General features: G+C 56.7%; 32 protein-coding genes. 28 read left to right on the top strand and 4 right to left on the bottom strand.

Features of this window, described 5'->3' with window-relative positions; all coding sequences use genetic code 11:
- Positions 1 to 10: 10 nt before the first annotated feature.
- On the bottom strand, positions 11 to 424 hold the full coding sequence (locus tag QM007_RS05490) for an ImmA/IrrE family metallo-endopeptidase (RefSeq protein WP_283490906.1): 414 nt from the start codon (positions 422 to 424) through the stop codon (positions 11 to 13).
- Positions 405 to 791, bottom strand: coding sequence for a helix-turn-helix domain-containing protein (locus QM007_RS05485; protein WP_283490905.1), 387 nt, complete (start codon positions 789 to 791; stop codon positions 405 to 407). Before QM007_RS05485 ends, QM007_RS05490 begins: the two co-directional genes overlap by 20 nt.
- A gap of 95 nt (positions 792 to 886) precedes the next feature.
- Here QM007_RS05485 and QM007_RS05480 point away from each other — a divergent pair, with 95 nt between their 5' ends.
- Positions 887 to 1,117: a helix-turn-helix transcriptional regulator gene (locus QM007_RS05480; protein WP_283490904.1), complete on the top strand. Its 231-nt coding sequence runs from the start codon at positions 887 to 889 to the stop codon at positions 1,115 to 1,117.
- 80 nt (positions 1,118 to 1,197) lie between these two features.
- On the top strand, positions 1,198 to 1,362 hold the full coding sequence (locus QM007_RS05475) for a hypothetical protein (RefSeq protein WP_283490903.1): 165 nt from the start codon (positions 1,198 to 1,200) through the stop codon (positions 1,360 to 1,362).
- Here the strand turns inward: QM007_RS05475 and QM007_RS05470 are convergent.
- A complete protein-coding gene (locus QM007_RS05470; protein ID WP_283490902.1) occupies positions 1,359 to 1,745 on the bottom strand; it encodes a hypothetical protein in 387 nt (128 codons plus the stop codon). The genes QM007_RS05475 and QM007_RS05470 overlap by 4 nt on opposite strands.
- A 121-nt stretch (positions 1,746 to 1,866) precedes the next feature.
- Between QM007_RS05470 and QM007_RS05465 the strand changes: the two genes are divergently transcribed.
- Entirely contained in the window at positions 1,867 to 2,370 is a 504-nt protein-coding gene (locus tag QM007_RS05465) for an HNH endonuclease (protein ID WP_283490901.1), read from the top strand.
- Positions 2,371 to 2,820: 450 nt separating this feature from the next.
- Here QM007_RS05465 and QM007_RS05460 read toward each other — a convergent pair whose 3' ends face one another.
- Entirely contained in the window at positions 2,821 to 3,555 is a 735-nt protein-coding gene (locus tag QM007_RS05460; RefSeq protein WP_283490900.1) for a hypothetical protein, read from the bottom strand.
- A 113-nt stretch (positions 3,556 to 3,668) separates the two neighbouring features.
- Here QM007_RS05460 and QM007_RS11130 point away from each other — a divergent pair, with 113 nt between their 5' ends.
- The 25 genes from QM007_RS11130 to QM007_RS05340 all read left to right on the top strand — a co-directional run bounded on the left by QM007_RS11130 (position 3,669) and on the right by QM007_RS05340 (position 22,818).
- Positions 3,669 to 4,091, top strand: a complete 423-nt coding sequence (locus QM007_RS11130) for a beta-sandwich lipoprotein (protein WP_502949097.1) — start codon at positions 3,669 to 3,671, stop codon at positions 4,089 to 4,091.
- Positions 4,092 to 4,152: 61 nt separating this feature from the next.
- Positions 4,153 to 4,416 carry a hypothetical protein gene (locus QM007_RS05450; RefSeq protein ID WP_283490898.1) on the top strand — a complete coding sequence of 88 codons (264 nt, stop codon included), beginning with the start codon at positions 4,153 to 4,155 and terminating at the stop codon, positions 4,414 to 4,416.
- Complete coding sequence (locus QM007_RS05445; RefSeq protein WP_283490897.1) at positions 4,413 to 4,589, top strand: hypothetical protein; 177 nt, start codon at positions 4,413 to 4,415, stop codon at positions 4,587 to 4,589. Before QM007_RS05450 ends, QM007_RS05445 begins: the two co-directional genes overlap by 4 nt.
- Positions 4,579 to 4,908 carry a hypothetical protein gene (locus QM007_RS05440; protein WP_283490896.1) on the top strand — a complete coding sequence of 110 codons (330 nt, stop codon included), beginning with the start codon at positions 4,579 to 4,581 and terminating at the stop codon, positions 4,906 to 4,908. The genes QM007_RS05445 and QM007_RS05440 overlap by 11 nt, the downstream gene beginning before the upstream one ends.
- Positions 4,878 to 5,078, top strand: coding sequence for a hypothetical protein (locus QM007_RS05435; RefSeq protein ID WP_283490895.1), 201 nt, complete (start codon positions 4,878 to 4,880; stop codon positions 5,076 to 5,078). The genes QM007_RS05440 and QM007_RS05435 overlap by 31 nt, the downstream gene beginning before the upstream one ends.
- A gap of 85 nt (positions 5,079 to 5,163) precedes the next feature.
- On the top strand, positions 5,164 to 6,609 hold the full coding sequence (locus tag QM007_RS05430) for a ParB/RepB/Spo0J family partition protein (protein ID WP_283490894.1): 1,446 nt from the start codon (positions 5,164 to 5,166) through the stop codon (positions 6,607 to 6,609).
- Positions 6,609 to 7,283: a hypothetical protein gene (locus tag QM007_RS05425; protein WP_283490893.1), complete on the top strand. Its 675-nt coding sequence runs from the start codon at positions 6,609 to 6,611 to the stop codon at positions 7,281 to 7,283. The genes QM007_RS05430 and QM007_RS05425 overlap by 1 nt, the downstream gene beginning before the upstream one ends.
- Positions 7,252 to 7,854, top strand: coding sequence for a thioredoxin domain-containing protein (locus tag QM007_RS05420; protein WP_283490892.1), 603 nt, complete (start codon positions 7,252 to 7,254; stop codon positions 7,852 to 7,854). Before QM007_RS05425 ends, QM007_RS05420 begins: the two co-directional genes overlap by 32 nt.
- A 10-nt stretch (positions 7,855 to 7,864) precedes the next feature.
- A complete protein-coding gene (locus QM007_RS05415) occupies positions 7,865 to 8,008 on the top strand; it encodes a hypothetical protein (protein ID WP_283490891.1) in 144 nt (47 codons plus the stop codon).
- Positions 7,995 to 8,192 (top strand): hypothetical protein, encoded by a 198-nt coding sequence (locus QM007_RS05410; protein WP_283490890.1) that lies wholly within the window; start codon positions 7,995 to 7,997, stop codon positions 8,190 to 8,192. Before QM007_RS05415 ends, QM007_RS05410 begins: the two co-directional genes overlap by 14 nt.
- Positions 8,193 to 8,299: 107 nt before the next feature.
- Positions 8,300 to 9,394 carry an HNH endonuclease gene (locus QM007_RS05405; RefSeq protein WP_283490889.1) on the top strand — a complete coding sequence of 365 codons (1,095 nt, stop codon included), beginning with the start codon at positions 8,300 to 8,302 and terminating at the stop codon, positions 9,392 to 9,394.
- A 45-nt stretch (positions 9,395 to 9,439) separates the two neighbouring features.
- Complete coding sequence (locus QM007_RS05400; protein ID WP_283490888.1) at positions 9,440 to 10,132, top strand: hypothetical protein; 693 nt, start codon at positions 9,440 to 9,442, stop codon at positions 10,130 to 10,132.
- A 217-nt stretch (positions 10,133 to 10,349) separates the two neighbouring features.
- A complete protein-coding gene (locus QM007_RS11125) occupies positions 10,350 to 10,649 on the top strand; it encodes an HNH endonuclease (protein WP_377129212.1) in 300 nt (99 codons plus the stop codon).
- Between the two features lie 500 nt (positions 10,650 to 11,149).
- A complete protein-coding gene (locus tag QM007_RS05395; protein WP_283490887.1) occupies positions 11,150 to 12,619 on the top strand; it encodes a terminase large subunit domain-containing protein in 1,470 nt (489 codons plus the stop codon).
- Positions 12,616 to 13,872, top strand: a complete 1,257-nt coding sequence (locus tag QM007_RS05390) for a phage portal protein (RefSeq protein WP_283490886.1) — start codon at positions 12,616 to 12,618, stop codon at positions 13,870 to 13,872. The genes QM007_RS05395 and QM007_RS05390 overlap by 4 nt, the downstream gene beginning before the upstream one ends.
- Before the next feature lie 108 nt (positions 13,873 to 13,980).
- On the top strand, positions 13,981 to 15,267 hold the full coding sequence (locus QM007_RS05385) for a VG15 protein (RefSeq protein WP_283490885.1): 1,287 nt from the start codon (positions 13,981 to 13,983) through the stop codon (positions 15,265 to 15,267).
- 127 nt (positions 15,268 to 15,394) lie between these two features.
- A complete protein-coding gene (locus QM007_RS05380) occupies positions 15,395 to 15,874 on the top strand; it encodes a capsid assembly scaffolding protein Gp46 family protein (protein ID WP_283490884.1) in 480 nt (159 codons plus the stop codon).
- A gap of 119 nt (positions 15,875 to 15,993) precedes the next feature.
- Positions 15,994 to 16,923, top strand: coding sequence for a phage major capsid protein (locus QM007_RS05375; protein WP_283490883.1), 930 nt, complete (start codon positions 15,994 to 15,996; stop codon positions 16,921 to 16,923).
- A 99-nt stretch (positions 16,924 to 17,022) separates the two neighbouring features.
- Positions 17,023 to 17,481, top strand: coding sequence for a Gp19/Gp15/Gp42 family protein (locus QM007_RS05370; RefSeq protein ID WP_283490882.1), 459 nt, complete (start codon positions 17,023 to 17,025; stop codon positions 17,479 to 17,481).
- Positions 17,482 to 17,483: 2 nt separating this feature from the next.
- Positions 17,484 to 17,825, top strand: coding sequence for a hypothetical protein (locus tag QM007_RS05365; RefSeq protein ID WP_283490881.1), 342 nt, complete (start codon positions 17,484 to 17,486; stop codon positions 17,823 to 17,825).
- A complete protein-coding gene (locus tag QM007_RS05360) occupies positions 17,809 to 18,111 on the top strand; it encodes a DUF5403 family protein (protein ID WP_283490880.1) in 303 nt (100 codons plus the stop codon). The genes QM007_RS05365 and QM007_RS05360 overlap by 17 nt, the downstream gene beginning before the upstream one ends.
- Positions 18,102 to 18,503 (top strand): hypothetical protein, encoded by a 402-nt coding sequence (locus QM007_RS05355; RefSeq protein ID WP_283490879.1) that lies wholly within the window; start codon positions 18,102 to 18,104, stop codon positions 18,501 to 18,503. Before QM007_RS05360 ends, QM007_RS05355 begins: the two co-directional genes overlap by 10 nt.
- Before the next feature lie 51 nt (positions 18,504 to 18,554).
- On the top strand, positions 18,555 to 19,154 hold the full coding sequence (locus tag QM007_RS05350; RefSeq protein ID WP_283490878.1) for a phage tail tube protein: 600 nt from the start codon (positions 18,555 to 18,557) through the stop codon (positions 19,152 to 19,154).
- A 97-nt stretch (positions 19,155 to 19,251) separates the two neighbouring features.
- Positions 19,252 to 19,638, top strand: coding sequence for a hypothetical protein (locus QM007_RS05345; protein WP_283490877.1), 387 nt, complete (start codon positions 19,252 to 19,254; stop codon positions 19,636 to 19,638).
- Between the two features lie 387 nt (positions 19,639 to 20,025).
- Positions 20,026 to 22,818 (top strand): phage tail protein, encoded by a 2,793-nt coding sequence (locus QM007_RS05340; protein ID WP_283490876.1) that lies wholly within the window; start codon positions 20,026 to 20,028, stop codon positions 22,816 to 22,818.
- The last annotated feature ends 728 nt before the right edge of the window (positions 22,819 to 23,546 follow it).

The following is a 23,546-nucleotide window of genomic DNA, read 5'->3' as shown; positions in this document are numbered from 1 at the left end:
CTCCAGTCCCCTAGGCCACCTCGTCTAGTTCGATGAGTTCGACTCCGTGTGCTCGTACCCAGGCGTTGAGGAGCCTGTTGGTGATGCCTAGCTCGCGGGCTACTTTGGCGCCGTCGTCGGGGTACATGGTGGCTGCTTGGCGGAAGGCTGCCAGATCGATGAGCAGTTCGGCTGCTTGAAGGTCTCGCTTGGCTTCGATGGTCGGTGAGCTGAGCACGTGTAGGTAGGGTTCGTCCCCTGCTATGACGTGCATGAGGTCGTGGGCGATGGCGCAGCGCTCTTGTGTTTGGGATAGGCGGGTATCGACGATGATTCTCGCACCGTCCCAGTAGGCGTGGAGTCCGCCGGCGAGTTTGCGGTAGACGATGGGGACGCCGAGTTCTTCGGCGAGGGTGTAGGGGTCTTTAGTCGTCGATGTAATCAACGCCCTTCTCCTCGTCTGTTTCGTAGGCGGCTAGGGTGTAGCCGTCGCGGGTGGTGGGGACCCATTCGCCGTCGGAGTTGTAGCGACCGGACGGACGCTGGGTTTCGGCTTGTTCTTGCTGGGCCAGGACGGCACGCACAGCATCATCAACCACTTGTGCCGGAGAAACTTCAAGCACCTGGCAAATAACGTCCAGCTCGTCAGTATCCATGGACTGCTCAGCAGTTCCTAGAATTCGACTTATTTTCGACTTGGAAATTCCTGCACTCTCAGCCAGTTGCTTCTGATTGAGTCCGCGCCGTCCCATCCAGCTGCGGATTTCTGCATTGACTGCCCTACTGAAGTCGGTTGGAAAGTTTTGATTCATACTGAAATAGTAAACCAAGAATTAAACAAAGTCCCGCATTACTTGACTCATTCCCATATATGGGATTACAGTAGAGGCAACGAAAGGAGATTGCCATGCTGGTAACCGAAACCACTGCCTCAAACGTAAGAGCAGAACTAGCTCGCAAGGATATGACCCAGAGCCAGGCTGCCCTAAAGCTGGGCATCTCTAAGCAAGCCATGTCTAGCAAGCTCAACAACAAGACTACTTTTACCCTCCTGGAGCTTGGACAGCTCGCCCAAATCCTCGATGTTGACATCAGAGACTTCTTCCAGGTGAAACAAGCCGTTGCTGACGCAGCCTAATTTTTTACCCATAAATCCCATATTTGGGATTATCTCGCGCTCGCCGACCACCACCGTCCGCCCCCCGAAAGGAGAACCCCATGCCCTGGCCCAAGCCAAAGAAAAACCCGGCCACCAACAACAGCAACCGGGAAATCCTCAAACGCCTAGACCGAATCATCGAGCTTCTTGAAGAAATCGCCTCGCCTCATCAGCGAGTAGTCGAACAACTTCGGAACAGCCATGAGCGTCCCAAGCGAATTTAATCATCTTCTGAGGAAGTATCCTCTGACCATTCTTTAGCGGCCTTCAAAATATCTTCAGAGGGCTCGATAAAGTTACCAGCTTCATCAAGAATGATCTGGGAATTGTAGAAAACTGTCACCTTCAAGAGCTCGAAGTATGAGCCAATAGTCCTTTCATCAAGGCCCTCTTCCCCAACCCTCTCACTCGTAAAGGGTGTATCTAACCTCAGCGTCAGGCGCTTATCGGGAAAGACCAACTGAACGGCCTTCGAAGCCGAAAGAAACGAAGCGCTGTTTGCAGAAAGGACAAGCTCTTCATATGCCCTCACGAAGTTAATGTCGGTTTCGAACTCGAATGATTCGCTCGGAAGAAAAAACTTCATTTTGGCTGTCTTAGTAGCCATAAACCCTCCTAGTTTCACGAGCTACAGCCCTTGTAGCTCACCCTAAGTATCTCGTTAATCCGTCCGGCGCGGAAGACCCTCCCGCCGGCGTCCGCCCCGCCACCCGAAAGGAAAACCATCCATGCCCTGGCCCACCTCACGAAAAGCCACTGCACAAGACCGCCGTGTAGCCCTCATCGGGCTAAAAGCCGACATGGAAAAACTGTCCTGTCTCGTCAGTGAAGCAATCTACAAGGAAGAGTACCTCAACGAATACTGGGAAGAAATCGTTGAAGAAACAGCACTGCTCAAGCGACGACTCATCACCCGCCCAGAACGGGACTGGGACCAGACCCGGCAAAAAGACACCAGGAACCGCCAGCTCACCCTAGCGGTCCGAGAACGAGACGGAGATACCTGCCGCTACTGCGGGGCCACCGTCACCTGGACTGACCGCAAATCCAGCGCCGCCGCCACCTACTCCCACGTCAATGTTGGTCAGGGAGCAAAAACACCCGAAGACATGGTGGTCTCATGCCTGCCCTGCAACCGGGAACGGTCACAAGACCATGCAGAGGGCAAGACCCCCAGGACTCCTAATCCTCTTCCCGAGTCGGCAAAGGATTCCAGTAATGGTCAAAAATAAAGTACCGGTCTTCTAAAAAGGTCAGATCAAAGACCCTCACCAGCTCATCAAAACCAGCAGGGTCATAGCCGTCAGGCACATCAAATTCATAAATATCTACCCCGTACAAGACAACCGCCCTACCGGCGTTCGACTCCGAATCATCAAGGTGGACAACCACCAAAGGAACCCAATCCCTCCGTCTGTCATTGAGCCTCGTGTAGTGCTGAACAAAAGCCACTACCTCAGCCGGGGCCTCCAGCAAGACGTTACGGGCCGGGGAGTTATCCCTAATGAAACCGATTCGCACAATAAACCTCCAAATACTAGCCAGCTACAACCCTTGTAGCCCAACCCAAGTATCTCGTTAACCCGCCCCGCGCGGAAGACCCGTCCGGCGGCGTCCGCCCCACACAAAAGCCCCTCCCACCCACACAGGCAGAAGGGGCAAACCCCGAAAGGAACAAGAACCTATGAAGACCTATATTCCTGCGGCCGACCAGCAGGAGACCGCCACGAAGCCTCCAAACGCAAAGGCACCATCGAAGGCAAAGGCTGCATAGGAGGCACCAAAGGACGAGGCATAGCTATCTCATAGTCAAATAGCCCACCCCCAGCCTTTCGCTTAGGGGCAGGCCCCCGACTCTCTGCAAGAGCAAGCTCATACCTCTCAAGCTCAACCTGATACTCCTCAGTATCAGCCTTTAGCCCCGGCACCAAAACGCTACAAGACCCACCAGGTGGCAACAATGACGCTGAAACCTCAACATGCTCATCACCATAAAGAACAATGCCCTCAAAATCATGAGCGAAACCCGAACCAACATTCTGGATTACCACTAAGCCAGGCTCATCCTCAGACTCATCAAACTCAAGAACAACATGATTGCTCTCATTGGCTTGATCAACTTGCTTCTCCAGAAGCTTCAACCGCTTCTTAGCAATCTTGTTAGCCCGCTGGGCCTCAGCAACAGACTTCTCAGCAGCGGCCACCTGCTCTTGCAAAGAATCAGCCAACCGTTGAGTCGCCTCAGCCTGCTTACGCGCCTCATAAGCCTGAGCAAAAGCACTCTTGGCCTGAACCTCAGCACGAGACACAGCATCAGCCGCCTCAGCACGAGCTTTCTTCGAGCCATTGGCCTGATACCAAGCAAATACCGCACCAGCCATGCTCAACATGGTCAAAACAATTTCTAAAACATCCATACAACCAATTATCGGAAAAAACCAATGCAGTTAACAGACCTCATCGACACTTTCCAGTCCATCGCCATTATCTTCCTGGCATTTGCCGTTATCACCTCGAATCGTAAGCCCAAATAAGGAGAACCTCCATAGCCAAGAAAACCACCACCCTCAAAGCCCTCAGTGCAGCCCTGCTGCTCACCGCAATCCTCACCGGCTGCACCTCCCAGGCAAACCGCGCCTCCGAAAACGTCTCAACCGCAGCAGACAACTTCGAAATCAACCGCCGAGTCACCTTCATCAACGGCATCACCAACGACACCACCTTCGTCGTCGAAGGCTTCTGCTCCATCAACAAGGACGACAAGAACCAGCTGCAAGTCACCTGCAAAGACACCGACGGCGGAATCACCAAAGACTACTTCGGGCTCTCTGACAACTCCTACTACCTGGTTGAGCAGCTCGACTCCAAGAACGTCAGCGTCTACCACCGCAAGGTAATCATGAACCCCAAGTCGGTCATCCCCGACATCGACATCCAGACCAACGGCAAGTAACACCACAAGCCACCACGCAAAAGGGGCGGACGACGACGTCCGCCCCCGAAAGGAAACCGCCATGCCACACCCACTCCCCCAGATTGAACCCCGCGACGACGTCGTCCTGGTCGACCGTCTCTACAAGCTCGAAGACGCAGCCGAGCTCCTCGGCTACGACTCCGCCAACTACTTACGTGCCAAAATTGCCGCCGGCGATATCGCCTACGTCGATCTAAACCCCGGAGGCACCCGCCCCGTCTACCGGCTCCGCGCAAGCCAAATCAACCAACTCGTCGAATCCTTAACCTTCGACCCAACCCCCAAGCTCAGGAGCGTCGCGTGAAGCGCAAGTACATCACCGAGTACGCCTGCCAGCTCTGCGACTGGCATATCTCGCGGGTCTCCACCAGCGAACTAGGGCTCATGGCAGACGAAGAAGAACTCGAGTTACTAGCCAATGAGCATATGACCACCGTTCACCCTCTAAAACCACAGAAGAACCCTCATGACTCGTAAAACCAAGCTGATCCGGGCAGAACGACTAGGAATCCGCGACGTCCGCCCCTTCGCACCCAAACCCATCATCTCCACCACCTTCAGCTACCGCGAATACAAAGCCGACGACCGCACCCGCGAAGTCCGCGACCACGCTCTCAAAGCCGCCCTACGCGAAGCCCTGGGCACCGGCCCAGACCCCATCGACGTCGACGAAACCAGCCGCAAGGTACGTCTACTCACCGCCGACGGCCCCGTACACATCGCCACCTACACCACCGAAAAAATCATTCTTCACAGGAGCTCAGAATGCGAACCACCCACCGCCGGCCTCTTCTAGCCACCGCCCTGCTCACCCTGGGCCTGCTGCTACTCATCGAGCACATCACCGCTGGCGGGCCCTTCAACGCCCAGCCCCTCACCGGCTGCGCCCTCGCCGTCTACGGCGCAGTATGGCTGATGCAGCTCTGGCAGGAAACCGCGGACACAAAAGCAGGCGCAACCCCCTAGCCCATGCCAGAACCCCCGAAAAAACTGCACAAAAATTTCCCACGAAGTTTCCATCCACCCTAAGCCCGTCGAAAGAACGCACACCATGACAACCCCCGCCAACGACTTCCTCGCCCGCTGCACAACCTCCCGTCTACCCGTCAGCGCTCTACGCGCTCACCCACAGAACCCCCGCCAAGACCTTGGCGACCTGAGCGAGCTAACCGAAGCAATTCGCGCCAAGGGCATCACCCAAACCGTGCTGGTCATGCCCCACCCCGCCATCGAAGGCGACTACCAAATCCTCATCGGCCACCGCCGCATCGCAGCCGCCCGTGCCGCCGGCTTCGATACTGTCCTAGCCAACATCGCTCCAGCTGACCTCAGCGACTCCGAGCAGATGGAAATCATGCTCATCGAGAACCTGCAGCGCACCGACCTCAAACCCTCCGAGGAAATCGCCGGCGTCCGCGCTCTCTTCGACATGGGCAACACCGCCCAGCAAGTCTCAAAAGGCATCGGCAAGCACATCTCAACCGTCAAGCGGTACAAAAAAGCAAGCGGAGCCTCAGCCACTGTGAAAGAAAAGCTTGACGCCGGGCAAGTCACCCTCGACCGCGTCCTCAAGATTGCTGAGTTCGCTGACCACCCCGAGCTGGCCGAGAAGCTCGAAGAAGAATCAACCGGCTACAACTTCGACTACTACTACAAGCAAGCCCAGCAACAGGTAGAAGACGAGACCTACACCGATATCGCCATCGCCAGCCTCAAGAGCTTTGGCGTCACCATCTTCGAAGACGGCGCCGCGGCTAACGAAGCCGGATTCACCGTCTCCTTAGCTTCCCTCTCCGGGGAGCTGCCTAAAACGCCCAAAGCTGTTGCCCAGAACACTAAAAGCCAGCTGGATCAGCTCCTACCCAAGGGTGTAACCCCTGCTGAGGTAGCCGTCATCGCCCGCCCGGGCGCCACCTACATCTGGCGCACCAAGGCAAACGCAGCGACCGGCCAAGAGCCCACCACCCCGGCCAAAAGCCCCGAACAGCTCGAATCTGAGCGAATCGAAGCTGGCCTGATCAAGAACCTTGCCGCTGCCCGTAAGAGCTTCACCGAGCACATCTTGCACCACCTCGAGCACCCCAAGACCCTCAACAAGAACGGCGCCTCATACGGGCTAGCCCTGGCAATGACTGGCGACGCCACAGATATGGGCTCCTACGTCCGCCTACTGGGATTCGACGTCGAGGGCTCAACCATCACCCAGATGCGCCAGGACTTCTTCGACAAAGCCTGCACCCAGAGCTTCGACAAGCTCTTCGCCGCACTCGTAGCCGCCAAGCTGGGGGTCACCAACGACGGTAGCGTCTCAGCCCGCCATATCTTCGAGTTGCGAGCCTTCAACCCCGCCACAGTCGACCACGGGGAAGCCCTAAGAGCCTTCACTACCGCCGAACAGCTCTTCGACTGGACGACCACCCCTGCAGAAAAGGCCGCGCTGAACTACTACCAGCCCACCTTCGACAAGATGTACATCAACGATGAGGTCAACTTCTAATGCCTGACTACGTCTACGGAGCCACCACAAGGAAACAAGCAGCAGGTGGACCTGCCACCGCCAAGCGACCTACCTACAAGATCCCAGCCCGGGTAGATGCCATGCACCGAGCCCGCGACGCACGAATCGCTGAGCTCACCGCCCTCAACGACAAGCTCTCCGATGCCCTCACCGCAGCTGAAACCGAGTTCGAACAAAAAACAAACGAACTACAGGGACTCACCGAAAGCTACGACACCCTCACCGGCATCAACGAAGGCCTCAACCAGGCCCTCATCAAAATGACCGAAAGAGCCGAAACCGCCGAAGCCGAAACCCGAGCCCTCAAAGTCGAAGCCGAAAACAACAGGCTCACCGACGTCCTCACAGAAGAGCTTGAAGCCGAGCGAAACAAGAACAGCAAGCTCCTAGCCAAAATCACCGAACTCCAAGGAAACCTCCGCCGAGCCCGCCGCCGCACCGAAGAAACCCGCGAACAACTCGAAACCGCTATCGCAGCTGCCCACAGCACCCACGAAGGCGCCGCCATCACCCTCACCGCCACCGGCATAGAGCTCCACGGCACCTACCAGACAGCGCCCATCGACGACATCATGAACACCCTCAACCTCGCCTTCCAAACCTTCGTAAGAGGAGCAAGCCGTGCTGACATCACAGCTGCATCTGATCGCTGAAAGCTTCGCCTTCATCATGCTCCTGGCAGCGCTCGCTGGCGTCCTCTTCGTTGCGGGTGCCACCGCCCTGAACCCGGCGCAGCCGCTGGGTCCCACAGGGCAGGAATACGTGACCGCGTTCTTCACGGCCGCAAACGACAGGCCCTATAGGACCAGTGCCTGGTCGAATGCCCCGCCGGGGCTCAACCTCGACGAAGTTCTTGCCCACGCTCAACGCAATCGAAAGGAAGCCATGATGCCTATCAAGACCATCACCCTGTACGCCAAGCGAACCGGCTGTATGCCCTGCAACCTCACTAAACGAAAGCTACAGGAGGTCGGGCTTATTGCCGAGAACAGTGCCGGGCAGCTTGTCTCAGCTGTTGAGGGCGTTGAGTTCAAGCTCTACTACCTCGATGACCCGGGCAACGAAGAGCTCGTTGAGACCCTCAAGAGCGAAGGGCGCAGCTCTGTCCCCTACATCCAGCTCAACTTCCCCCTCGCCCCGGAGGACGGCCACCCCATCGAAGAGTGGACCGGCTTCATCCCCTCCCATATCGGCGACCTCGCCAACCAGCTCATCACCACCTGAAAGTACAAGCATGATCACCGAAGAAACCACATACCCCACCGCCCTCTACACCCTCGATAACCAGCCACAGCGCACCCCCAGCCCCGCAGAGGCTGAATGGGCCCGTTGGGGCTACGACCTGGCTAAGAAGGAGGCCAACCGTGAAGCGGCCTGACATCATCTGGTCCGAAATCGCTCACGCTGTCGCCGACGTCGAGATCGACGAGGCCACACACCCCCACCTCACTGAGGAAGAGCGTGAAGACTGCATGCACCACATCAAGCGCCTCATCTTCCAGTGGCACTGTGTCGCAGGAGCCTTCACCGACATCCTCGAACAACAGCAGGGGACGAAATGACAACAAAGATTAACGTCCCCATAACCAGCTAATGACAACACCAACGACAAGGAACCTTGCATGCCTCATCACTTTGATGCAAATGCTTCCCCCGCTGGGGGTCGAGCATGAGCTGGCTCAAAGTATCAGATGCCTTCGCCATGCACCCGCTCCTGCTGCAGGTGCTCGAATTCCCCGAAGCCGACGACCGCATACTCAACGAGTTCGCGGGCTTCATTACCCGCTGCGGAACCAGCGCCGCAGCATATGAAACCGACTACATCATCACCAAAGGCATGGTCCAGACCCTCGCAGGCTCCTTCGCCCGCAACAAAGTACTCTGCGACCTAGCCCTAACCATCGGGGTCTTCACCGCAATGAAAGACCCCAAAGGCCGAATCGTCTACAAACTCATCGAAGAAGAAGATTTGGTCCACATGATCGAAAAAGCCGAAAGACTCTGGAGGAACCGCCGAAAGCAAGACAACCGCAACCCCAAACTCACCGTACCCGTCCGCAAACGAGACGGCGACGAATGCCGCTGGTGCGGGCAAATCGTCAACTGGAACAACGACCGCAAAAGCGGCCGCGCAGGCACCTACGACCACCTCAACCCTGGCCAGGGCTCCGCAACACCGGAAGAAATGGTCGTCTGCTGCAAAACCTGCAACAGCTCCAGACAACACGATGCCCCCAGCTGGGATAAAACGTTGAGACCAGCCCCTGAGACTCCGTACTACTCCAAAGCAACCGTCACCTTCCTCGCCAAATACAACGTCAACGTCACCCCCAGCGACTCCCTCCCCATCGAGGTAGCAGGCGCTGAACCCACCATATCTCTCACCCCCGTCGAGCCCACCACCGCGGTAGAGACGACCCAGGTAGAGCCCACCACCGTAGAGCCTGAAACACCGGCTCCAGTGGCGCAGGCACCCAGGGCCACGACTCCCCACCAGGCGCAGGCACCGGAGACAGAGACCTACGAAGTAGACCTTGACAACCTCGAACAATCCATAGCTGATGCCCCCGACTGGGTACAAGCAGAATGGCACAAAACAGAATCAGGCAGAACCCGGCAGATATCCACGGTGACAAACCTGGATTTGTCGGGACGGGAAGTAGAAATACTAACCACAAGAGAACCCAAGAAACCTCAGACACTGGCACCACTGCACCCAAACCCAGAAAGAGAAGAAGGCGCAGAAGGAAAAGGAAGGCAGTGAAACCTGAAACTAACCAAGGAACTAGCTCACGAAAGGAAAGTACCGATGCCTGAGCACATTGACTCACCCGAATGCGGCTGCTGGGGATGTATCGAAGAAAGCAACCTGCGCTCGCGGGCTGCCAGCGCCCTTGGTCTATTGGGGAAGGAACGGCGGCGGGCTGACCTAGTTGAGATCGGGCAGCAGGTACCTGTAGAGTACAGCCTCATTGACCAGCTTCAGCAGTGCTTGGCGAACTCAACCGGTGGCGCCAACGTTGGGCGCGGTCGTCCTGGTCTGCCCTATGACGTCACCGCCTCAGAGATGTGGACTGCTCTCTGGCTAGACTTACGCGCCGACGCCATGGACTGCAGCCTCTTCGGTGAGCCCGACACTCCCCAGCGCCATGCCCAGGCGCTACTCGAAGCTATCAACGACTTGCCCGCTGAATGGCTCCAGCATCGCGTACAGGTCTGGGAATCCTGGTGTACCTCAATCCAAGCCCATGTACACCCCGCACGAAAAACTCCCATCGAGGGGCGCTGCCCCAACCCTGAGTGCCATCAGACTCAATGGGCCTCCTACGATGAGGACGGCGACCACACCACCGACACAGCGCTGACCCTCACCTGGGATAGTGACCGCATCTCAGGCATGATGTGCCGCTGTTGCTTCTCCACCTGGGATAGAAGCGACCTGCTCAGCCTGGCTCACGAGCTCAACGAAAATCTTGGGAAGGTTCTTGCGGGCCGGGGCTAGAGCCTGTTAAAGTTGTCAGTGCATCGGTTTACTGTATCCAAAACCAGTAAGCAACTTCGAGAGCCTTCACCTTTCGGTGAGGGCTCTAGTTGTTTAACCGGTGTTGCTTGGAGGGCACCGTGTTGGGGTGCTGAGTATGTTGTCGGTTCGTATGAGCGGGGCTTCCGTGGCACTACCCTTTACCCATTGGGTAGTGCCACGGAAGCTTTTCTGAACGGTGGTGTCCTTGGGGAAGAAAACACGCTACAACAACCATGCTTACCGCAAACGCAATGCAGCACTAAAAGCCCACGTTGGCCGAACTAATGAGCCTTGCTGGTTGTGCGGTCAACCGATAGACCTAATGCTTCCCTATACGCACCCCATGAGCTTTACTGCTGACCATGTGGAGGCTATCGCCAATGGTGGGAAGCTACTGAGCGAACTGCGACCTGCGCATCGACGCTGTAACTCATCCCGTGGCAGAAAGCGAGTCGATGAACTCATCTCGAGACCGAAAACCACCCGGACTTGGTGAAATGCCCGGGGGGGGTGCCCCTCCCCCTAGGGGTCTGACCCCCTTCGGGTATAGTCATTTTCTCTCGCAGGCCTCTGCACCGATTCCCAATTACCAATAAAGGGGGTGTGACATGGGCAGACGCATTGCAGAATGTGGCACTTGGTCGGCCTATAAGCGACATAAACGGCGCGGAGAAGAAGCCTGTGACGCCTGCAAGAAAGCGGCTGTGGAACAATCGCGCAGGCAACGTGAACGCGCAGCCCAAATCAAAATACAAGGATTCGACGGCGAAACCGTATCGGTGTCCCAAATCGTTGCATACGGGCAGTCAGTCATCGTCCCTGTCCCAGCTACAGAAAACCCCTTAGAGTCAGCTCGTTGGCGTTTACACCGCGTCCGCGCAGCCCTGCTTGTAGCGTCGCCTCGAGACGTCGCGAGTTTGTCAGACGCTGAAGCAAAGTGCATAGCAGAGGTTGAGCGTCTAACTGCTGAATCCAGCCCTGCGAAGGAGAGCATCCTTGACCAACTTGCAAATAAGCGAGCTGAGAGGCGCGCAAACGCCGCGGGTTGAGCTCACTCCCCTTTTCAATACCTCTGCTGGTGATGACGCCGTCGATCTAGCCGCAGCAGCTGGTCTTGTTCTTGACCCGTGGCAGGAGCATGTGCTTCGGGGGTCCTTGGGTGAAACTAGCGATGGCCGCTGGGTAGCTTTTGAATGTGGGTTAGTAGTGCCCCGCCAGAACGGAAAAGGCTCAATTCTTGAAGCTCGGGAACTAGCCGGTCTTTTTCTGTTCGGCGAAAAAACAATTGTGCATACAGCGCATCTGTTCAGCACGGCGATGGAACATCGGCAACGTATGGAGAGCCTTATCTGCGATTCTCCATTGGTTGAGTACCTAAAAGGGTATGCAGGTTCTAAAGACCCGAAACGGATCCCTGGAGTAAAAAACGGCGGCACCGACGTCAGCTTCACTCTAGAAAACGGAAACCGGCTCAAGTTTCTAGCTCGCAAAGGCGGTTCTGGCCGTGGTTTCACCGGAGATGTAGTTGTCCTAGACGAGGCCTACGACCTCCCAGACTCAACAGTAGCTTCACTCATGCCGACTATGGGTTCGCGCTCGCTGTTGGGGTCGCCCCAAATCTGGTATGCCTCGTCAGCTGGCATGCCCGATTCAGATGTTCTGCGTCGTATTCGTGAAAGGGCTTTGAGCCCTGGTGAGGACGACAACCGTCTGTACTATGCAGAGTGGTCTGTGGAAGAGAATGCCGACCCTGATGACCCTCTCTCCTGGGCACAGGCTAATCCCTCGCTGGGGATACGCATGTCTGAACAGTATGTAGCTGATGAGCGCAGGACGATGGGTGACGAAGAGTTCAAACGTGAGCGTTTGGGTATCTGGGCCAAAATTGGTGGTTCATCTGCTGTCCCTCCCCAGATGTGGGACGCCTGTCTAGATGAAGAGTCTGATCCGGCTGCTGAGGTTGCTTTCGGCGTTGATGTATCGCCTTTGCGTGATGTAGCCACGATTTCGGCAGCGTCTGTGCTGGAAGATGGGCGCGTCCATGTTGAGATTATCGACCGCCGGGCGGGGACAGCCTGGGTTGCAGACCGTATTGAAGAGCTGCAGAAGCGGTGGAAGCCTGTCGCAATTGTATTTGACGCAGCTTCCCAAACCGCCCCGGTCGTCGCGGAGAAGCCGCGGTTGAAACGGTTTCTGACGGGGCTTGATGCTAGAACCTATGCCCAGTCTTGCGGTGATTTCTTCGACGCAATTACTCAATCCAAGATTGCCCATACGGGGCAAGAAGAGCTAGATAAGGCTGTGGAGGCTTGCCGCCGCTCAAAGGGTGGGCAAGATCTTTGGCGCTGGTCTAAGCACGATAGCACCAAAGATATTACTCCCCTGGTAGCTGCAACCTTGGCGCATCACGGTGCCGTAAACGCTGAAAGAACCAAGTCAAGTAGAAAGTGGGTGGTCTACAGATGAGCCATGATGTCATGCTTCAGTTGGCAGGGACCCCTCATAAGTTCAATATCTATGAGAACTACTACGCCGGTGAGGTAAACCTGCAACAGCTGGGTATTTCTCTGCCGCCCGAGGCGAGAGTGCTTGAAATGTCGGTGATGTGGCCCAAGCTGGCTATCGATGTCCTGGTTGAGTCACTGGTGCTTGAAGGGTTTACTGTTGGGTCAGGTGCTGCGCCTGGCGAGATTCACCGTATCTTCCAGGCCAATAACTTTGATACTAAGTGGCCCCTGGCTATGACTGAGGCTCTAGTGCAGCGCCGCTCGTTTGTAGTGGTTGGTGGTGGAGTAGACCCCACCACGCCCCTGATTAGTGTTCACTCCCCCAAGGGGTTTGTTGTGCGTCGAGATCACTTCGGCCGGGTTGTAGAAGCCCTGCGTAGGTACAAGAACGGCACTGATGAATACACAGCGCACTATCTGCCTGGAGTAACGACATGGCGCAAGCTCATCAATGGTAAGTGGGTCGTACTCGATTCCCAACAAACAGGGCTGACCCGCGTCCCTATCGTTGAGCTTACTAACCGCGTTCGGGCCGGTGGCGATGGGTACTCGGAACTTGAAGCTATAGCAGATATTTGTGACGCGGCGTCCCGCTCCCTCATCAACTTGCAGGTGGCTCAGGAAATGCTCTCGATGCCCTTGCGCTACTTCTTCGGTGAAGGAGCTGATGATGAAAAGATTGACCAGTTCGGTAATGCTGTCTCCAAGCTTGATGTCTACTGGGGGCACCTGATTACTGGGCCTGCAGGATCGTCGGCGGGATCCCTAGACGGCGCAAGCCTTGAGCCGATTATCTCTGCCTTCAAGCTCTACGCACAGCAGGTCTCAGCTATGACCGGCATTCCTCCGTTCATGCTGGGAATTACGGCTGATTCAAACCCAACAAGTGCTGAGGCTATGCAGGTAGCTAAGGACCGGCTGGTGACCCGTGCAATGCAGAAGCAGAATCTTTTTGGGGACGCCGCTGAGGATATCGCCCGCCTCTGCCTGGAGGCTGCAGGGCACAGTACCGATGGGCTTGAGACCCTAGAAGCGCGGTGGCGTGACCCGTCGGTTGCGTCTCCTGCGGCGCGTAACGCTCAGATACTGCAAGCTCAAGCGCAAGGGATTATCACCAAGGAAACTGCCCGTGAGTTCTTGGGCCTATCCCCAGAACAGCTTGCACGAGAGAACATCTACGACACCAACTCTAGGGCTGTTCTCGGGCAATAACTCCAGTGGGGAGAGCGACGAATGCTTCTTGATATGTTCGCTACCCTGCTGGGTTCTATTGTCCAGGCTTTCAGGCAAGAGCTCACCCCAGCGCTCCGAGACCTTGACATGGCTGATTCTGAGAGTTTCGAGGAGTCTGTCCCCATGCTTGCTGCTTTGGTGCGTAAGTACCGGCGTCAGGCAGCTGAGCTAGCCAACCAGCTGATGGCGGAGGAAGCTGCTAAGGTTGGCGGGCAAGCCTTGATCCCGCCGGTAGAGGGGTACGCTGACCAGGCGGTGCATGAGGTGCTGACCCACTCGCGAAGTATTGACCAAGTGAGCAGGTCCTTGGAGCGGCATGTTCGGACGGCTGCCCGCCGGCAAGTAGTCCGATCCATTCCCGACCCGGTTGTACCACCCGCCTCTGAGACGAACCCATCTGCAGATGAGATTGATGTCGATGAGGACGGTAACTTCGTTGGTGAAGCCGGGGATGGATTTGAAGCCCTGCCAGCCAGTAAGCGTGAGAGGGAACAGCCTGCTGTCTATCCCATCGGTTGGGCTCGGGTTCTCACCGGCAAAGACAACTGCGCTTTTTGTATTGTGCTGGCCTCCCGTGGCCCGGTCTATTCATCCCAGCATCATGCAAGTTCTACCAGCAGCAAACGCTGGGATAAAGAAGGGCGGCAGTGGGCTAATTCCTACCACGACAACTGCGACTGTCTTGTGGTGCCTGTCTACGACTCTGAAAACTGGGCAGGAAAAGCTCAATCAGACAAGCTCTATAAAATCTATGAGGAAGTTACTCGAGAGGCTGTAGCTGGTGGTAAAAATATCACCGAAGGCAACGATAAGCTCAAAGCTTTTTCTGACTACTTACGTGATCTCAAGAAAGACGGAAAAGAACTAGAGTACCCTGCCTTAAACGAGCTTGATAAAGCTCAAGGCGCGGCTGAGAAAGATAAAAAAGTTGCTCAAGCGCCTGGTCTCAAATCAGTCATTCCGCCAAGTGCGGAGCTTGAGCCTCATGAAGTCGAGTTTTTGAAGAGGTTCGAAGTCCATGGTCAAACGGCTCATTGGATTGCGAATGATACCGTTCTCCCTGGGGTTGGTCTTATACCAGCTAATGATTTCCATTGGGTAGAAAAAGGACACCAGGCTACAGAGCTTAAGACATCTAAGAATAAGTACTCGACGATTGCAACCCGCATTAGAGACGCTGTGGTGGGAGCAAAAAACCATGCCCATCCTGTTGTGAAAGAGCATTTTGTAATTGACCTTGGTTATCACAAGCTGAACGACAAGCTCCGTTACCAGCTAAGCGAATATAACCTCCGGAAACCTGACGCCAAAATTACTTCATTATGGGTGATGCATTCAGAAGGAGAGTTATTCGAGGAAATAATCCTGCGATAAAAAGCAGGTACCCCACCTCTGACCGCTTCTAGACCTTTGGGCCGCCCTGTTATTTCAAGGTTGCGGAGGGTAGTACCTGCTCTAAACCCAATTTTAACATCTGTAATTATCAACCGTAAGGATAAACATGGAAAAGATGCCTTGGGAACGCGAAGGCGAAACCTTCGACGCCGACCGCGCCAAAACCCTACTGCTGAATCTTCGAGCAGAAAAGGAAAACTACCAGGCCAAGCTAGCGGCCAAGACCAGCGAGCTTGAAGCCCTCACCTCTGAGCGCGACGAGCTCAAGAGCCAACTCGAAACCGCCCAAGCCACCACCAAGGAGCTGGAAGAGCAGGCCCAGCAGGCAGCAGGAGAACTCTCCGCCCTCACCCTGCTGCGAACCAAGGAACAGGTTCTCACCCGTAAGGGTCTGCCCACAGACCTTGCCGACCTGCTCACCGGAGAGGACGAAGAAGTGCTCGAAGCGGCAGCAGACCGGCTGGCAGGCCTGCGTGGGCCTAACTCCGGGCGTCCTGGCACCCCAATGCCACCTGACCCTGCTCAGCTTGGAGAACCTGCTACTGACCCTCGCGAGGAATACGCAGAAGCTCTCTTCGGCCAGTAAAAGAAAACTTGTGCCCAGGCGGCACCCACCATAACTAAATACAGCAACGACCCGCTACGCCAATCGAATGGCTAGCGGATTTTTTATACCCAAAATCAATCTGAAAGGAGCAGCACGCAATGGCTGCAACCACTCTTTCTTCCCTCGAATCAAGCGGTATCCTGCCTAAGCCTATGGCGCAGGAAATCATCAAGAAGGTCAACGAGGAATCTGTTGTTCAGAAGCTCGCTGGCACCATGCCCATGTCTATCACCGGTGCGTCCGTTGCGGTACAGACTGGGCAGGCACAGGCAGGTATCGTCGGTGAAGGCGAAGCCAAGCCCGTAACCAATGCCGGCGTGGCGGTGAAGAACATCAAGCCAATCAAGGCCGCTGCCATCGTCTACTGGTCTAAGGAAGCTCGCCTGGCTAACCCCCTGGGCTATCTGGACTTCCTTCAGGAACAGCTCACCGGCGCCATCACCCGTGCCTTCGACCTGGCCTTACTGCACGGCAAGAACGCCATCAACGGCCAGACCATCTCCGGCGTTGAGCACGTCAACCAGACCACCAACCGCGTGGAGCTGGGCACCGCGGCAAAGGACGCCGGCGGCCTAGCCACCGACCTACTGGCCGGCTACGATCTGGTCACCGGAAGCGACAAGGACTTCGACTTCACCGGTTTCGCTGCCGATAAGGTTTTCCGCTCCAAGCTCCTTGGAGCTGTGGACGTTCAGGGCCGCCCGATTTACTCCAATCCACTGAACTTCAAGGACGACCTGGGCACCGCCTTCGGCCTGCCCGTCGCCTACGGCAAGGCAGTTTCCGGCAAGATCGGCGCAGCAGAAGACACCAAGGTCCGTGCCTTCGGCGGCGACTTCACCAACAACCTCAAGTACGGTTTCGCCGAAAACATCTCCTTCTCCCGCACCGATGTGGCCACCATCGTCGATAACGGCCAGACCGTCAACCTCTGGCAGAACAACATGGAAGCTTTCCTTGTCGAGGCTATCTTCGGATGGGTCATCACCGACAAGGACGCCTTCGTCGCTTACGAGGACAAGGCCTAAGCATGGCCCCGCGATACCAGAACAAGGAAACCGGCACCATTATCAGTACCGATAATGAGCTGCCGGCTCCTTGGCACAAGCTGAAAGAGGTGAACTCCGATGGCGGTAGCGACAGCACAGGACGTGGAGACCTCCCTGATGAGAAGCCTGCACGAAAGCGAAGCACAGTACGTCGAAAAACTGCTGAATAGGGCTGAGAACCTCATCAAGGTCCGCATCCCTAAACTTGCTGAACTCTGCAGCGCGTCACCAAGCTTCATGGATCTGCTGACCCAGGTGGAAGCAGAAGCTGTAGCCCGCGTTTTTCGCGCAGAAAACTCAGGTATTTACACCTCCGAGTCCGAGGATGGCTACTCCTACCGGCTCAACCTCAAGGTTGCTTCTGGCCTGCTCGATATCCTCCCTGAGGAATGGGCGCGGCTCATGGGTAACGGTGGCTTCCGGTCGGTGGCCCCACAGTCTGATGGGTATGCCCGTGCCAGGTTGCGCGGGCAACGCCCTGACCTGAACTTCCAGTTCGGCTGGCCAGGGAAAACCCTTTTATCTGAGGAGCTCTAGCCATGAGCCTTATCCGCCGTCCACGCCACACGGTCACCGTCGTACTACGTCAGGAGCAGGACGACGGCGAAGGAGCCCTGGATTATGTCGAAACCGGGCGAATAGAGGTTCTCTGCAACGTCCACCCGTCATCCACCACCGATGTAGAGAGCTTCGGGGTAAAGCCCAATGACCTCTACACTGTCACTGCCCCGCCCGGCACCTGGCCAGGTGACCCGCTTGCCCTCATCATCTGGGAGGGAGAAACCTACACCCAGCGCGGGCGAGTTCTCAAAAGCCGAATGGGCAGGGCAACTCAACACGATAAGGTCTACATGGAGCGAGGCAATGGCACAGGTCTTTAAATCAACCGGCGACGAGCTAGCCCGATTCGTCTCCACCACCGAAGCTTTCGACTCAGAGGCAGATAAGGTTCACGCTCGAGTCCGGTCAGAAGCCGCTAAAATCTCCGAAACCGGCGAATACCTTGACTCTATTGGCATTGATGCTTTCCCTGGACGCAAAGGCGTCATCGACCGCGTCATCTACTCCGATGATGATGGGGCGCTCGCTATCGAGTTCGGTCGTAAGACTAAAGACGGCGGTTTTGAACCAGGTAAACACGTCTTTGCGAAAGCGATGTGGAACTGATGATTGTCACCAAGTATTTGGCGGCTCTTATCAAGGGCCTTGGGCTGGTGCCGGTAAGCACGGTATCAGCCAATAAGGTGCCTGAGCGGTTCATCTTCTACCAGGTTGTAGGAGCAAACCCCCTGCCCAGCCAGAGAGCTACAGCATCTGAGCGGGTGTCGGTGAATATTTCTTCGATAGCCTCGCGCCGGGCAGAAGCAGAAGCCGACCTGCAGCAGGTTCTGCAGGCTCTCACCGACTCCTACGAGCTCGATGTATCTCATGCTGGGGTCTCGCCGTCCTACCTGGAGGTGACTGCCTTACCCGTTCTCTTGCCGGCGGTTTCTGCAGCCGATTTGAGTAAGCAGGCCTATCAGTACACGATGACCGCGACTCTCATCTTTCAAACCTAACAACTCTTGCCCCGCTACCTGGCGGGGTTCTTCTCTTAAGGAGGGAAAACTATGGCTCGTGAAGCTAACTACGATGCCGACAAGCTGGTGGTGCCCGGCCACGGCACCGTGCTTGTATCCGTCACCGACAAAGCCGACCCCTTTGACATCGAATCATTCGTACTCGGCGACGACACCTCGTACCCCAAAGATCAGTGGATGCCTTTCGCCCTGACATCGAAGGAAAACACCTTCGCCTTCACCAAGGACGGCGGCGACGAGACCGTTCTCGACGTCTGGGAGTTCGACTCCATGGACTCTTCGACCGAATCAGCTACCAACGGCTTCACCGTCAACGCCGCTTCCATGCAGAAATCCGTATGGGACCTGGCCTACGGCGGCGGCAAGTACGACGAAGAACTCAAGGGCTACGCAGAGCATGAGACCGTGCCTGTAGAAAAGTCCGTCATGGTCATCTTTGCCCATGGCGGTAAGCGCGCAGGTGCTTACATGCGCAAGGTCAAGATTACTGCCGGTGACGCTCCCGATATCTCACCAGATAACTTCTTCGAGACCCAGCTCAAGGGCACCATCCTCACCCCCGATGTCATGACCTGGGGCAAGCGCTTCTGGTTCGACGCTCGCCCCTACAAGGCAGCAGTCGGCGGCTAACCCCCTACACCCCTGCCCCGAGCTACGTGAGCCCAGCTCGGGGCAGGCCCCCCCACCGGGCTCACCCACCATCATTTTCAATTGAAAGGGCTCACCCATGACCACCAAACCCCAGGACCACAAGGCACCCAAGGCAGAAATCAACGCCGCAAAGCAGCTCAAATTCAGCGAAGTAGAAGGCTCAGAATTACTCCTCCCCTTCAGCAAGCTCAAGGCCTCCGACGCCATGCGCCTCACCGGTCGCCTGCTCAAGACCCTCGGCGATGAAGTCCTCGACAACAACGGCAACCTCGACACCAGCAACCTGCGCGCAGCAGTCTCAGCCCTCGACTGGGACCAGGCAGCAGACTTCATCGACTACATCGGCGACCGCTACGTCATTGACCCCGCGGGGTGGGAGAAGTTCAACCGCTTCGACAACATGAACGCCGTGCTCGACCTTGTCTTCTCATACGCCGGTGAGATGGGAAAAGACGAGAGTTAGAAGAATTCTTCGACGCTAACACTGAGGCTGTCGCTGACTTCCTGGCTCTCTACCATTACTCACCCTTCGACCTCATCTGGGCTGATGATTTGAGGCCGCTCGAAGCTCTCATGGAGCGTCTGGCGCAGGACCCTCGGTCACGGTGGAGAGCCACAGCCAGCGGTGACGAAACCTGGTGGGAATACGACGAAACGAACCGCCGCTTGGACGATGTCATTGACATGCTCCGAGTGCTCAACCACACGGTCGCCCAGGTCAATTCCCCCAAGAAGGTTCGAGAGCCACAACTGGTACCAAGGCCAGGGAGCACCCCAAAGGCTAGCCAGCCGCTCTCCCTCGACGACGTCCCCAACTTCTTCTAACCAACCTGCTAGGAGGTAAGCCCGCATGGAAGCCGGCAAAATCTGGATTAGGGTTATCCCCAACACCAAGAACTTCCGCCCTGCCCTCGAAAAGCACCTAGAACGCCTAGAGCGCCAGGTCATCATGAAAATCAGGGCAACCGTAGACGCGGACTACCTCCTAGCCCAGGCACAGAAGGCCGCGAAAGCAGCTCAGGCAGCACTTGGAACTCTCGATGTCCGAGCAACCGTAGAAGCACAAACCGCCCGCGCTAAAACCCAAATCGCTGCCCTTGAACGTGGCCGTGACATCGACGTAAACGTGGACCTCGACTCCGCCGCTGCTGCAACCCGCATCGCGGTACTGACCCGCACCCGACGAGTCTCCATCGCCCCGGTCATCAACAAGGCTGCGCTCGCTGCCGCTGCTGCTTCACTTGCTGCTCTCAAAGCGGTAGGTGCGGCTTCTGCTATTTCATCTGTTGGCGCTCTTGCCGTTGCCGCGGTGGGGCAGGTGCTGGCTTTTGGGTCGGCTCTAGCCTCTATCGCGCCGGTGGCTCTGGCGCTTCCTGGTTTGCTGGCCGGGGCAGGCGTAGGCGTCGGCGTCCTTGTCGCTGTCCTCAAAGACCTGCCAGAAGTTCTAGGTGACCTGGGGCCACAGTTCTCAGCCCTGCAAGACTCCATGTCCTCAGCCTTCTGGGACAGGGCTGCTGGCCCTATCCGTGAGATGGTGGGCACCGTCCTACCCGCGCTTTCTGGTGCTCTCACAGAGGTTGCCGGGCAGTTTGGTGGCTGGGCTGTAGCCATCTCAAGCGCACTGTCTGATTCACACTCTATTGCGGTGATGACAGGCTTCCTGGAGAACATGCGCGACGCGGTAGACCTGGCCGGTGACGGTGTCGGCGCATTCGTCGCCGGTCTCATCAACCTGGCCGGGGTCGGCTCAGCCTACATGGGCCCCCTTGCCTCAGCCTTCAACGGCACGGCCTACAGCTTCGAGGCATGGACACAGCGAGTCACCGCTAGCGGTGAAATCTTCCGCTGGGTAGAGGGAGCCTTGCAGAGCCTTCGCCTGCTTGGCTCCATCATCGGGTCAATCACCGGCATCATCGTAGGGCTTGCCACTGCTGCATCTAATGCTTCTGGCGGTGGGCTCGGGGCTATGGCCGCCGCCCTTGCAGCTATCAACACTGCGGTGAACGGGCCGGCCTTCCAGGGCGCGCTTACCACCGTTTTCCAGGGAGCATTCACCGCGGTATCAGCGCTGTCCCCAGCACTGTCAGCGCTTGGGTCGGCCTTTATCGCGCTGGCCCCAATCATCGCCCAGACCATGGGGACGCTAGGAACCCTGCTCGGCTCCGTCCTCGGCGCTGCCATCACCGCACTGGTACCGGTCGTACAAACCCTACTATCAGCTCTCTTGCCAGTTGTCGAGCTACTTGGCGGCATACTGGTGCAAGCAATCGGCCTCATCGCGCCTTTGCTTCAGCAGATTGCCCCGGTCATTGCATCAGTGGCAGCAACCCTGGCATCAGTACTGCTGACCGCGATAGCCCAGCTGCTACCTCCCATCATGCAGCTGGCCACCGCACTACTGCCCCCGCTGATGGCGCTCTTTGCCGCCCTGGTACCGGTCATTGCGGCGCTCGCCTCAGCAATCATCCCGGTAGTAGCCGCCCTAATATCAGGGCTAGTGCCGCCGCTTACCCAGCTACTCGGTGCAATCCTGCCACCGCTCATTTCCATCTTCCAGATGGTCGCCGCCGCTATCCAAGCGCTGGCACCCATCGTGATGCAAATCGCACAAGCAATCCTGGGAATCCTGATACCGGCATTCCAAATCATCCAGCCGGTAGTCCAGACCATCTTCTCAGTCCTCGTCACCCTCATACAGGCAGCCCTAGATATCATCATCGGGGTCTTCAACGTCTTCGCAGGGCTACTGACAGGGAACTGGTCACAGGTCTGGGAAGGCATCAAGCAGATTGCCTCCGGAGTCTGGGACGCCATCAAGGGCATCATCTCCGGCGCCCTACAGATCCTGGTCTCTCTCATACAAGCTGGCATGGCCGCCGCCCAAGCTATCTGGTCAGCCATCTGGAACGCCATATCCAGCCTACTTTCCAGCATCTGGGCAACCATCACCTCAGCGATCCAAACAGCCATCAGCGTCGTTCAAAGCATCATCAGCTCAGCGCTCGCTACGATTCAGGCGCTCTGGTCGGCGGGGTGGGAAGCTGTGCGCAGTTTTGTCTCGACCGCTTGGGAGAACATCAAGTCTGCTGTATCTTCTGGCATTGAGAGTGCTGTTTCTTTGGTGCGGGAGATGCCCGGAAAAATCAAGAATGTCCTGGGAAACCTCGGTGGGCTCTTGATGGATTCAGGTAAGGCCCTGCTACGTGGCTTCATCGACGGTATTAAGTCAATGGCTGGTGCCGCAGCTGACGCCGCTAAGGGCGTGGTTCAGAAGGTCCGAGATTTCTTCCCCTTCTCACCTGCAAAGGTCGGCCCATTCTCTGGGCGTGGGTATACGACCTACTCAGGTAAGGCACTGACAGGCGACTTCGCTCAGGCGATTGCCGGCAATGCTTCGGCTGTCGAGTCTGCTACGCAAAAGATGATGAATGCTGCTGCTACCAGTGTTGCAGCAACACCCCAATTTATGACGGGGCCGGCAGCTGCCCCAGCACCGTCGGTAGCGCAGGGTATATCTTCGCCAGAGGCATCATCTGCTACAGAGCTAGCTGATGCTATTCGAACAGCACTAGACGACCTATGGCGTCCAGCCGGTGACCGAGAAGTTCTTATGCTCATCCGTCGAGCAGAAAGGTTGCGCTAATGCGTGGAAAAGACTATATCGGAACCCTAGCAAACATGATTCCTGTTGGTTGGCATTCGTCTTTTGATGAAGCTGACAGCGACGAGGTGTACGTCTTCCAGCGTTCACCTCGTCGCAAGTGGGCTTTCCGAGCTCATGCTGCTTCAAAACGCGAGTGGACAGTAGGGGTCTCTGCTAGGAATGAGGATCTTGCTGTGCTTCGAGGGTTCTTACGTGGAGCCTACGGGCCTGGGCCATTTTGGTATGTATCAGACGTAGCCTCATTTACCAACGTGTTGACGCCAGAGCAGAGTGATTTGGCTGGTATAGCGAATACTTCCGCTCAGGCAGTGGGCGGGTTCGCTCCTAAGGCGGTTACTGGTCCGGATTCCGTAACCCTTGCTACGGGCGTGCCTGTAGTGCCGGGTAAATATGTGACTGTATCGATAGATGCCTCTGGTTCAGCTGTACTCACTGTGCGATTCAAGACCGCCTCTGGCTCGGCTGCCCCTTCGCCATCGCCAGTGGCGGCCAAAGGCGATCTAATGCAACGGCTGAGCTGGACTGGCATCGTTCCTGCAACTGCTCGCCAGGTTGAGGTGAGCGTAAGTGGCCATGTTGTTGCAACACGTCCTCAGGTGACGTGGACTCCGTATACAGTGCCATGGCTTGACGGGGGCGGGTGCGCTTCAGCAGTGGTGGCTGAGGCGCCTCGCTCGATGAAGAATCATGACCGTGGCACGCATAAT

It is taken from the genome of Rothia sp. SD9660Na, assembly GCF_030064065.1.
In the GTDB taxonomy this organism is placed as follows: Bacteria; Actinomycetota; Actinomycetes; order Actinomycetales; family Micrococcaceae; genus Rothia.
Note: the sequence above shows the minus strand (reverse complement) of the source record. Positions and strands in the feature narration are given on the sequence as shown.

Bases quoted from the DNA above. Each gene is read 5' to 3' on its own strand.
- QM007_RS05485 (WP_283490905.1), bottom strand. From the start codon at position 791: ATGAATCAAAACTTTCCAACCGACTTCAGTAGGGCAGTCAATGCAGAA.
- QM007_RS05480 (WP_283490904.1), top strand. From the start codon at position 887: ATGCTGGTAACCGAAACCACTGCCTCAAACGTAAGAGCAGAACTAGCT.
- QM007_RS05475 (WP_283490903.1), top strand. From the start codon at position 1,198: ATGCCCTGGCCCAAGCCAAAGAAAAACCCGGCCACCAACAACAGCAAC.
- QM007_RS05470 (WP_283490902.1), bottom strand. From the start codon at position 1,745: ATGGCTACTAAGACAGCCAAAATGAAGTTTTTTCTTCCGAGCGAATCA.
- QM007_RS05465 (WP_283490901.1), top strand. From the start codon at position 1,867: ATGCCCTGGCCCACCTCACGAAAAGCCACTGCACAAGACCGCCGTGTA.
- QM007_RS05460 (WP_283490900.1), bottom strand. From the start codon at position 3,555: ATGGATGTTTTAGAAATTGTTTTGACCATGTTGAGCATGGCTGGTGCG.
- QM007_RS05450 (WP_283490898.1), top strand. From the start codon at position 4,153: ATGCCACACCCACTCCCCCAGATTGAACCCCGCGACGACGTCGTCCTG.
- QM007_RS05440 (WP_283490896.1), top strand. From the start codon at position 4,579: ATGACTCGTAAAACCAAGCTGATCCGGGCAGAACGACTAGGAATCCGC.
- QM007_RS05435 (WP_283490895.1), top strand. From the start codon at position 4,878: ATGCGAACCACCCACCGCCGGCCTCTTCTAGCCACCGCCCTGCTCACC.
- QM007_RS05430 (WP_283490894.1), top strand. From the start codon at position 5,164: ATGACAACCCCCGCCAACGACTTCCTCGCCCGCTGCACAACCTCCCGT.
- QM007_RS05425 (WP_283490893.1), top strand. From the start codon at position 6,609: ATGCCTGACTACGTCTACGGAGCCACCACAAGGAAACAAGCAGCAGGT.
- QM007_RS05415 (WP_283490891.1), top strand. From the start codon at position 7,865: ATGATCACCGAAGAAACCACATACCCCACCGCCCTCTACACCCTCGAT.
- QM007_RS05405 (WP_283490889.1), top strand. From the start codon at position 8,300: ATGAGCTGGCTCAAAGTATCAGATGCCTTCGCCATGCACCCGCTCCTG.
- QM007_RS05400 (WP_283490888.1), top strand. From the start codon at position 9,440: ATGCCTGAGCACATTGACTCACCCGAATGCGGCTGCTGGGGATGTATC.
- QM007_RS05390 (WP_283490886.1), top strand. From the start codon at position 12,616: ATGAGCCATGATGTCATGCTTCAGTTGGCAGGGACCCCTCATAAGTTC.
- QM007_RS05385 (WP_283490885.1), top strand. From the start codon at position 13,981: ATGGCTGATTCTGAGAGTTTCGAGGAGTCTGTCCCCATGCTTGCTGCT.
- QM007_RS05380 (WP_283490884.1), top strand. From the start codon at position 15,395: ATGGAAAAGATGCCTTGGGAACGCGAAGGCGAAACCTTCGACGCCGAC.
- QM007_RS05375 (WP_283490883.1), top strand. From the start codon at position 15,994: ATGGCTGCAACCACTCTTTCTTCCCTCGAATCAAGCGGTATCCTGCCT.
- QM007_RS05370 (WP_283490882.1), top strand. From the start codon at position 17,023: ATGGCGGTAGCGACAGCACAGGACGTGGAGACCTCCCTGATGAGAAGC.
- QM007_RS05365 (WP_283490881.1), top strand. From the start codon at position 17,484: ATGAGCCTTATCCGCCGTCCACGCCACACGGTCACCGTCGTACTACGT.
- QM007_RS05360 (WP_283490880.1), top strand. From the start codon at position 17,809: ATGGCACAGGTCTTTAAATCAACCGGCGACGAGCTAGCCCGATTCGTC.
- QM007_RS05350 (WP_283490878.1), top strand. From the start codon at position 18,555: ATGGCTCGTGAAGCTAACTACGATGCCGACAAGCTGGTGGTGCCCGGC.
- QM007_RS05345 (WP_283490877.1), top strand. From the start codon at position 19,252: ATGACCACCAAACCCCAGGACCACAAGGCACCCAAGGCAGAAATCAAC.
- QM007_RS05340 (WP_283490876.1), top strand. From the start codon at position 20,026: ATGGAAGCCGGCAAAATCTGGATTAGGGTTATCCCCAACACCAAGAAC.